A 7,477-nucleotide genomic window follows, 5' to 3' on the forward strand; every position below is an offset into this window, starting at 1 on the left:
AGGCTTTCATTCACCCTGATTTTACCGCCCCCGGACCATGTCTATAAGAATCAGATAACACGACAAGTAGTCTGACGCCGGGGGTCGACCGTGTCGTTATCCTAGCATCGCCTGAGGTTGCGACGCAGAACTCGCATGGACTGCCTGTATCCGGTCACGCGGGGGCGAGTCCAGACCATCACATGCACGGTCCAATTTTATATACTGAATTTGCGTTGCAGCGCCCTACGTCGCGCTATTCGCGCGACATGGGTCATCAACAGGAAGAGGGTTCGTCGCAGTTGTATTCGTCTCTCCCGCCCCTGGATTTGTCCGGTCTGCTCGTACTTTGGCCGCTGGCCGTCTGTTCCTGAGGGTTGTTGGGCCTGCCGTAGACAAACGCATATTGCCGGCCGGAGACAGGGAGTAAAGGGTCCGTGGGATCTAGTCGTCGTCGGACTCTGACGCTGCATCGGCAGCGTAGTATTTGGCGGCAGCCTTCATCATGCGTTGCTTTTCCGCTTGCACGTAGATGGTCGTCGTCTGGAGCGACCGGTGGCCGAGAATACATTGGATGATATCGACGGGCACGTCCTCAGCGGCAGCCTGGGTGCCAAATGTGTGCCTGAAGGCACGGGGCGAAGTCGCCTCCAACTGCGCGATTTCGGAGTTCGATAGATCTGGGATGCCGGCGCGAAGCCGCTTCATGGCCCACGCAACCATATCGTTCAGCGAATCTGGGGCGTACGAGAGGTCTGTATCGGACTTGTGCCTCTCTTTCGCCTGCGGCGTTGGAGGCAGAAAAATCGGCTTCACGAGCGGTCCGGATGCCTCATCGTCGAAGTTCTTTTGGCGATCGCGCCAGTGCGCGCGCAGCGCGTCAACGGTTGCCGGACTCACTGGAACGGTGCGTTCGATCTTGCGCTTACCGACCACGGTCAACTCCCACACCGGAGAATCGTCCGAACTGTAGGTCGATTCGCGCATTCCGGCCCGGGCCGCTCCTGTGATCTCTTCCCGCCGCAGCCCCGAGTCACCGCTCAGAAGGAGCGACAACACGAATTGTGCGCCAGTAGGAGGCCGATTCAGTGGCGCACTGTCCGTCAATGTAGGAACGTACGCGATGCCACAACGAGGCGGACAGTGCGCGCTCGATGTCCATCCCAGCCTCGCGCCTGATCGTCGCCGGATCCTTTACAGCCTTCCACGGGTTGCCAGCGAGATAGCGAACATCGACCAGCCATGAGAATGCTGACCGAAGGGCCCTGACCGCGTATTTTTGAGATTCGGGGGACAGGGCGGATGAACAAAAGGGCCGCCAGCGATGCGAGTTCCGCGCCGCACGGGTTGGCCGCAATCCGGCAACCGGCGCCGAAATCCAGATCCCCGCGGCGAAGACCGTCAAGTTCACGGTGGGCAAGGCGTTCAAGGATGCCGTGAACGCGTCATGACGAAGGTTGCGATCGCGCCCGGCGACTACGCTGGGCTGCACAAGGAAGTGGTCAGTGTCGTCGAGTCGGCGCGACGCAGTGCGGCCCGCAACGTCAATGCCGTGATGACCGCCGCCTACTGGGAGATCGGACGGCGGATCGTCGCCAGCGAGCAGGGCGGGCAGGCGCGTGCTGGTTACGGACAGGCGCTGATCGCCCGGCTCGCGGACGACCTGACGCGCCGTTTCGGACGCGGATTCGGCAAGGCCAATCTGGCCAGCATGCGCGCCTTCTATGTCGCCTGGCCGGCGGCGGAGATTTTCCAGACACTGTCTGGAAAATCGGCAGCCCCTCAAAAAGTCCAGACGCCGTCTGGAAAATCGCTGCCGGCGAAAGACGTCGTCGACGGCACGGCAACGGCGCCCGATTACATGGCGCTGGCCACCCGTTTTACGTTGCCGTGGTCCGCCTATGTGCGCCTGCTTTCAGTGAAGACTGCGGCCGCGCGCGCTTTCTATGAAACAGAGGCGTTGCGCGAAGGCTGGTCGGTGCGCCAGTTCGACCGCCAGATCAGTAGCCAGCTTTACGAGCGGCTGGCGCTGTCGTGTAACAAGGCGGCCCTGCTCAGGAAAGCCGCTGATGTCCAGCCGGGTGACCTGCTCACGCCGGAGGAGGCGATTCGCGACCCGTTCGTCCTCGAGTTTCTAGACATCAAGGACGAGTACTCGGAGTCGGATCTTGAGGAGGCGCTGATCCAGCATCTGGCGGATTTCCTGCTGGAACTTGGCGACGACTTCGCTTTCGTCGGCCGGCAGCGCCGCCTGAGAATCGATGACACGTGGTTCAGGGTTGATCTGGTGTTTTTCCATCGACGTCTGAGATGCCTGGTCATCATCGATCTCAAGGTCGGTCGCTTCAGCTATGCGGATGCCGGGCAGATGCATCTCTATCTGAACTACGCGCGCGAGCACTGGATGAAACCTGGCGAGAATCCACCTGTCGGTCTGATCCTTTGCGCCGAAAAAGGTGCGGCCGAAGCACACTACGCGCTGGATAACCTGCCGAACAAGATTCTCGCGGCGGAATACCAGACGGTGTTGCCCGATGAGGCAACGATCGTCCAGGAGCTGGAGCGCACGACAGCGGAACTGGACCGGCGTACCGGCGCTTCGTAAGCCTTGGTCCAGGGTGCCGTCAAGATTCGGACTTACGTACGTTAGCGACGAGACTGTCAGGTTTGGATCTGGGCTGTTGAGGAGGAAGCGTCAGTAATGATGAAACCAACTTCAATCTGACGTGTTTTACGTTTCGGCCCGACGTCTGGTTAGGGTGTAGCTCAGCCTGACACCGTTTTCTGACTGCGACGCCATGCATATGCAGCCCATTCCGCCAACGCGAAGAGAGGCGCGCGAAGAGATGTACTTCCATTGTGCTGGAAATTATTTTCCACTATGCTGGAAATCATGGACATCAATAACGTCATCGCTCGCCGTGTACGCGAACTTCGCGACGCCCATGGCTATTCGCTCGACACGCTGGCCGAACACAGCAAAGTGAGCCGTTCCAACATATCGCTCATTGAACGCGGCCAGAGCAGTCCTACGGCTACCGTGCTCGATAAACTGGCTACCGCCTTAGGGGTAACGCTCGCGTCGCTGGTCGAAGAAAGCGACACACCTGCCGCCGAGTCCTCCCCGATGGCGCGCGCGGTCCGGGGGCGGCGTGAACGAATCAAATGCACTGAATGCTACAGAGGTTACGCTGCTAAAGTAGTTCTCAGGCATCGCAGTGCGAGGCAGATATTCGTGCTCTAAAACTTCAAAGCTACCGACATCCTGATGTGCTCTCCGTTCGACGATCGAAGCGGTGATGAAGTTAAGTAGCGTCGTCTTCCCGACGCCGTTCCGACCGATCAGAATGTGAATGTTTGTCGGAGGTAGCGAGTTGGGCACGACCTCGAAGTTGAGTTGCATCGGCCCGATGCTGTCTCCGAACGGCGCTGTGTAGAAGAATCTGTACTCCGTAAGCATGGCGCCGCCGGCCAGTATCCGCCGGAACTGTCCTTCGATGGCAGAACGACTAACGCTTCGAAGCAAAGACGTCGAGAACACTGGTTCCTGTTCGGCCTGTATGAATCGCTCAGAATCAAAAACGACGTCTCGGATAGCGCCAAGATAGTCCTCACGGAGCTTCGTTGGCAGTTTCATTAGGCGCTCATAATATTCTGGCTCTTGGCCGAGCGAAAAATAGTGCTCTGGGAGTTCTGGAAACGAAGGTAGAAGACTGTCGGAGGTGCGACTGCACGGGCTGTCCAACAAATCCAATTTTCAGGCTGCCAAGCTCGTGCGTGATTCCATTTTCATCATAGATTCTGGCAGAGAAGAAGGTTTTGAACGAGTAATCGTCCCAGTTGTCAAGAGTCAGGACAACAAGATTATTGGATTGCGTACCGGGCGGCGGTGTTTTCAAAACGAAAAGCAGGTGACCTGCAAGTCTCCTACGAGATTCGGAATAGTACTGTCTGCCGTGACGCAGAATATCCTCGTGCCAACTTTCAAACATGAGTAGGAGAGGTTCAAGAGGCATATCTCCGTCTCGGAGCACCAACTTCGCGGGAAGCTCGTTTGTGGAAATCCTACGAGAACGATGGACGGGACGCCGAGTGTGATTCCATATTTCGACAGACCAATCGGCAAATCTCTGCGTTTCTTCGAGGTTGTGCTCGAACAGCCGTCGTCTCCGCTCAGACGCGTAAGTCTGCTCCGTATAGAAAACTACGCCTCGTTAAACCGAGTAGCGGCCGTTCATCAATGGCCACTCCCATCGACCGGTCTGCGACGGCGAGCGGGCATGCCAGCGTCGATACACGAATGTCGGCACAGGCCGATGACCCGCAGCACGAAACAGAAGAAAGAACCGCCAAGTTTTTTCGTATGCAGTCGTTGCCGGCGGTGGCAAGCGTCCGAAGGGCAGGCAATTCAGGTTCGAGGACGGCCCAACGCGACAGGCGATCGCCAGTTCGATTCCGGCCGTTGTATCCGTGGTTGATATGACCAGCGTAATTTCCTTCGGCGGGTTGATCAGTAAGCTCCGAACAGACGATCGAGTGCTGCCAGAACACGGCTCTGTTCAGATATGAGCGTTCCGGTTGCCGGACCTAGTTCGCTGGCCCTGATCGCGCCGAGAAATGGCGTTTCCAGTATGAATTTTTCGCCACCGATCTCGATGATCGGCGCCAGATCCTGTGCGACCTTACCGGATGTGTAATTGCCAGCCACACGTGTGAGCGGAATAACGACCCGCGACAACAGACTGCCGAGATGATCGCTTTGCACATCAAGGAGGTACGGCGATGTTGCCTTGGACCTGGGTGAAGGGTTGTTGTACAGATCAAAACGGGCCATCAGAACATCCGGTGATCTTCGAGCGGTAGACCATCGTGCTCGATGCGCGCGTTCAACTCGGCGATGAAGGATGCGTGCTGGGCCGCCCACGCGCGCGCCTCGGCCTCATGAACTTCCTCACGTAGGCCGCGTTCGCTTGCACGCGAGATGTTGACATCCAACTGTTTCGCGCGATCGAGCAGGTCGGTTGGCAACGACACGTTGGTGGGCTTACGCGTAGCTTTCCGTGCCGGTTGAGACAGGCGCAGTTTACGGCTCTCCAGACTTTGTGCGGAAATCATGTGCAATTCCTATGCGCATAAACATGCGCATAGTATCGCACATCCGCGGGTGGACCGCCCCGTCGAAATAGCCTGAAGTCATCTGGCGAATCAAAGTCTACATAATTAAAGTGATCGACGTTTAATTTGTAATCCTATGTTTGTCAAGCCGAAAAGGTTACAATTTGTGCAGGAGGCTGCTGCACAAATTCTGGATTCGCCCATGCCTTCAGGTTGCGCGGTGACAATTTGCGCAAGGCGGGGAGGGCTGGCTTGCGCTGGATCAGTGTGGCGACACGCTCTTCAAGTTTCTGATGATCGAAACGTCGAAGGGGAAGATTGCCTGTCTCACGAGGCCACGATGAAGCGTCTCGAATTGACGATTGGTGACCTGCCAAGGTGTTGGATGCCGTGGACATGGAGGCTGAGCGGTCGCTGGAGGAGCCTGGGCAGGCGTCAACTCCGTTACCATCCTTGGTATGTGAATCCGAAATCAGTCGCTCAAGCCCGCCAGTTCTCTTCGGAGCCTGGCGGGTTTTTCTTTGCCTGCGGGGCGCGGGCTACATACAGCGGTGGAGTCGCTCAGCCGTTCAGTTGCGACTCGACGTTCAGGACAATCCGTGCGACCGGGTTGTTGTCTGCGGATTGCGGCGCGAACTTGATCTGGGCGAAGGTGACGATACCGAGAGCGACGACCAGGAGTGCTCCAGACGCGGCGATGCGGGGAAGGTATTTCACAGGGACCTCATTTTGATGATGTAGACAGAAACTGGGCGTAGCTGACAGGCGTGTCGACTCACCTTCAGCGGCATGTCTGTCTGCAACCCGGCAACGCCGGACGCGGTCGTCAGATCACACTTGCCGATCGGACGGAACTTGTGCAGCGCACTATAACACAACCGTCAGATCGCACCTACCGATCATACGGGCTTGTGCAGTGCACTATAAATGGTTTATCCGTGTGCCCAGTGCGACATCCTGTCGCGAGCGGATGCTTAATTGCTTGGGCGTTTCATGTATGAAAGATTTCTGTAGGCCGTAACGTGCCGTCATACTATGTGGGCAATTCTCGCGGGCACCGACGATGTCGAGGTGGCCGCCTCGGCAGTCTCCCTGCTGGAGCCCGTCAGATGGAAGATGGGTTTGCAGGCGGTATCAATTGCGCTATCATTAGGTATCAACTGATACTTTAGTCGGGAGTCGCATGTCACTGATTACGCCTGAAGCAGTGGCCGCGGTCATGGAACTGCGGCAGGTCCCGCACACGCTTGCGGAACTCGAGGCACTTGTCCGCGACGGCCTGCCCAAGTCCGCGCTGCGCGCGGGCGTCGAACATGCGACGCAGGGTGCCGACGCCCGGCGTGTGCTACTTGCCCGCATCATCCCCGAAGCGACCTATAAGCGGCGTCGCGATCGGCTGACGCCAGACGAATCGGAAAAGACTGAGCGGCTGGCCAGGATCGTCGCGACGACGGCCTACGTCTGGAACGACGAAGAGGACGCGCGGGAATTCCTGTCGACGCCGCACCCGGAGCTCGAAGGGCGGGCCCCGCTCGATGTTGCTCTGACTGAGCTCGGCGCGCGCCGGGTCGAAGAGCTGCTCTGGAAACTGTTTTATGGGTTGCCGGCGTGAAGTTGTTTCGAATCGCCGACACTCGACACACGGTCTGGAGTGGCACCGGCGCGATGCTGGTGGGCGGCCGCTTCAATAGCTCGGGGCGACCGGTCATCTACGCCGCGTCGACCTTCGCTGGTGCGATGCTCGAGGTTCTTGTTCATGCGCGCATCGGCAAGATACCGAAGACACACGGATGGGTTGAGGCAGCGGTTCCCGATGATATTCGCGTCGAACGCCATTCGGCCGAATCGTTGCCGGGGGGATGGGATGCGCCAGCACTTCAGGCGGCAAGGGAGTTCGGCGACGCCTGGCTGACCGAGTCGCGTACCGCGCTCCTGATCGTACCTTCCGTCGTCGTCCGTGCAGAGTTCAACGCGCTGGTCAATTCCGCACACCCCGACGCGACGCGGATTGTCGTGACCGAGCCGCAACCCGTGGTGTGGGACGAACGCCTCTTTGTGATGCCGTCGGTCGGACACTCCTAGATTATGAGGGTGGTCGGCTAGCCTTGCCTCGACGCTTTGCTCCTCCAGGGAGATGACCAGGGCGTCGCTTCTGGTTTAGTTCGCACTCGCCGCTCGCAATGGCCAGTGCAGCGCCGTTTTATATTCTCCTTGTCTGGTTGCCAGGGCCGAAACGGCTGTCAGTTTTTGTCAATCGCCCTGATTATTTTACATAAGATAAATTATCGAGCATGTGTATGTCAGAGCTTTTTAGTAATGTCTGGTTCTGGCTCATTAGAAATGTCCGGTTCCTGGCTCCGGGCCGGCGGCTGTGGCGCATGCT

8 protein-coding genes and 2 pseudogenes are annotated in these 7,477 nt (G+C 58.1%); 5 read left to right on the plus strand and 5 right to left on the minus strand.

Translation table 11 applies throughout. The features are described from left to right. Positions 1-423: 423 nt before the first annotated feature. Positions 424-966: a site-specific integrase gene (locus tag LPA34_RS26620; protein ID WP_228984110.1), complete on the minus strand. Its 543-nt coding sequence runs from the start codon at positions 964-966 to the stop codon at positions 424-426. Between the two features lie 347 nt (positions 967-1,313). Here LPA34_RS26620 and LPA34_RS26625 point away from each other — a divergent pair. From LPA34_RS26625 to LPA34_RS26635, 3 genes and pseudogenes are all read left to right on the plus strand, one after another. After that, positions 1,314-1,430, plus strand: a pseudogene (locus tag LPA34_RS26625) (HU family DNA-binding protein); the annotation flags it as partial. Next, the gene (locus tag LPA34_RS26630; protein WP_228984111.1) at positions 1,427-2,584 is read left to right on the plus strand and encodes a PDDEXK nuclease domain-containing protein; all 1,158 of its coding nucleotides are present in this window, start codon (positions 1,427-1,429) and stop codon (positions 2,582-2,584) included. The pseudogene LPA34_RS26625 and the gene LPA34_RS26630, both read left to right, overlap by 4 nt. A 288-nt stretch (positions 2,585-2,872) precedes the next feature. Continuing rightward, a pseudogene (locus LPA34_RS26635) lies at positions 2,873-3,118 on the plus strand (helix-turn-helix domain-containing protein); the annotation flags it as partial. On the opposite strand, the gene LPA34_RS26640 reads toward LPA34_RS26635, so the two are convergent. The 4 genes from LPA34_RS26640 to LPA34_RS26655 all read right to left on the minus strand — a co-directional run bounded on the left by LPA34_RS26640 (position 3,044) and on the right by LPA34_RS26655 (position 5,811). Then, positions 3,044-3,616 carry a hypothetical protein gene (locus tag LPA34_RS26640; protein ID WP_228984121.1) on the minus strand — a complete coding sequence of 191 codons (573 nt, stop codon included), beginning with the start codon at positions 3,614-3,616 and terminating at the stop codon, positions 3,044-3,046. The pseudogene LPA34_RS26635 and the gene LPA34_RS26640 overlap by 75 nt on opposite strands. Positions 3,617-4,489: 873 nt before the next feature. Next, positions 4,490-4,813 (minus strand): CcdB family protein, encoded by a 324-nt coding sequence (locus LPA34_RS26645; RefSeq protein ID WP_228984113.1) that lies wholly within the window; start codon positions 4,811-4,813, stop codon positions 4,490-4,492. Beyond that, positions 4,813-5,094 carry a type II toxin-antitoxin system CcdA family antitoxin gene (locus LPA34_RS26650; RefSeq protein ID WP_228984115.1) on the minus strand — a complete coding sequence of 94 codons (282 nt, stop codon included), beginning with the start codon at positions 5,092-5,094 and terminating at the stop codon, positions 4,813-4,815. The genes LPA34_RS26645 and LPA34_RS26650 overlap by 1 nt, the downstream gene beginning before the upstream one ends. 561 nt (positions 5,095-5,655) lie before the next feature. Continuing rightward, positions 5,656-5,811, minus strand: coding sequence for a hypothetical protein (locus LPA34_RS26655; RefSeq protein WP_158608233.1), 156 nt, complete (start codon positions 5,809-5,811; stop codon positions 5,656-5,658). Positions 5,812-6,277: 466 nt separating this feature from the next. Between LPA34_RS26655 and LPA34_RS26660 the strand changes: the two genes are divergently transcribed. Both LPA34_RS26660 and LPA34_RS26665 read left to right on the plus strand, forming a co-directional pair. Further along, on the plus strand, positions 6,278-6,706 hold the full coding sequence (locus tag LPA34_RS26660) for an antitoxin Xre/MbcA/ParS toxin-binding domain-containing protein (RefSeq protein ID WP_228984118.1): 429 nt from the start codon (positions 6,278-6,280) through the stop codon (positions 6,704-6,706). Continuing rightward, entirely contained in the window at positions 6,703-7,176 is a 474-nt protein-coding gene (locus LPA34_RS26665; protein ID WP_228984120.1) for an RES family NAD+ phosphorylase, read from the plus strand. The genes LPA34_RS26660 and LPA34_RS26665 overlap by 4 nt, the downstream gene beginning before the upstream one ends. The last annotated feature ends 301 nt before the right edge of the window (positions 7,177-7,477 follow it).

Origin of the sequence: Paraburkholderia gardini (assembly GCF_907164575.1) — a bacterium.
Lineage (GTDB): Bacteria > Pseudomonadota > Gammaproteobacteria > Burkholderiales > Burkholderiaceae > Paraburkholderia > Paraburkholderia gardini.

What these genes read in the sequence shown, in the direction of transcription:
- LPA34_RS26620 (WP_228984110.1), bottom strand. Translation starts at nt 966, where the DNA reads ATGCGCGAATCGACCTACAGTTCGGACGATTCTCCGGTGTGGGAGTTG.
- LPA34_RS26630 (WP_228984111.1), top strand. Translation starts at nt 1,427, where the DNA reads ATGACGAAGGTTGCGATCGCGCCCGGCGACTACGCTGGGCTGCACAAG.
- LPA34_RS26640 (WP_228984121.1), bottom strand. Translation starts at nt 3,616, where the DNA reads ATGAAACTGCCAACGAAGCTCCGTGAGGACTATCTTGGCGCTATCCGA.
- LPA34_RS26645 (WP_228984113.1), bottom strand. Translation starts at nt 4,813, where the DNA reads ATGGCCCGTTTTGATCTGTACAACAACCCTTCACCCAGGTCCAAGGCA.
- LPA34_RS26650 (WP_228984115.1), bottom strand. Translation starts at nt 5,094, where the DNA reads ATGATTTCCGCACAAAGTCTGGAGAGCCGTAAACTGCGCCTGTCTCAA.
- LPA34_RS26660 (WP_228984118.1), top strand. Translation starts at nt 6,278, where the DNA reads ATGTCACTGATTACGCCTGAAGCAGTGGCCGCGGTCATGGAACTGCGG.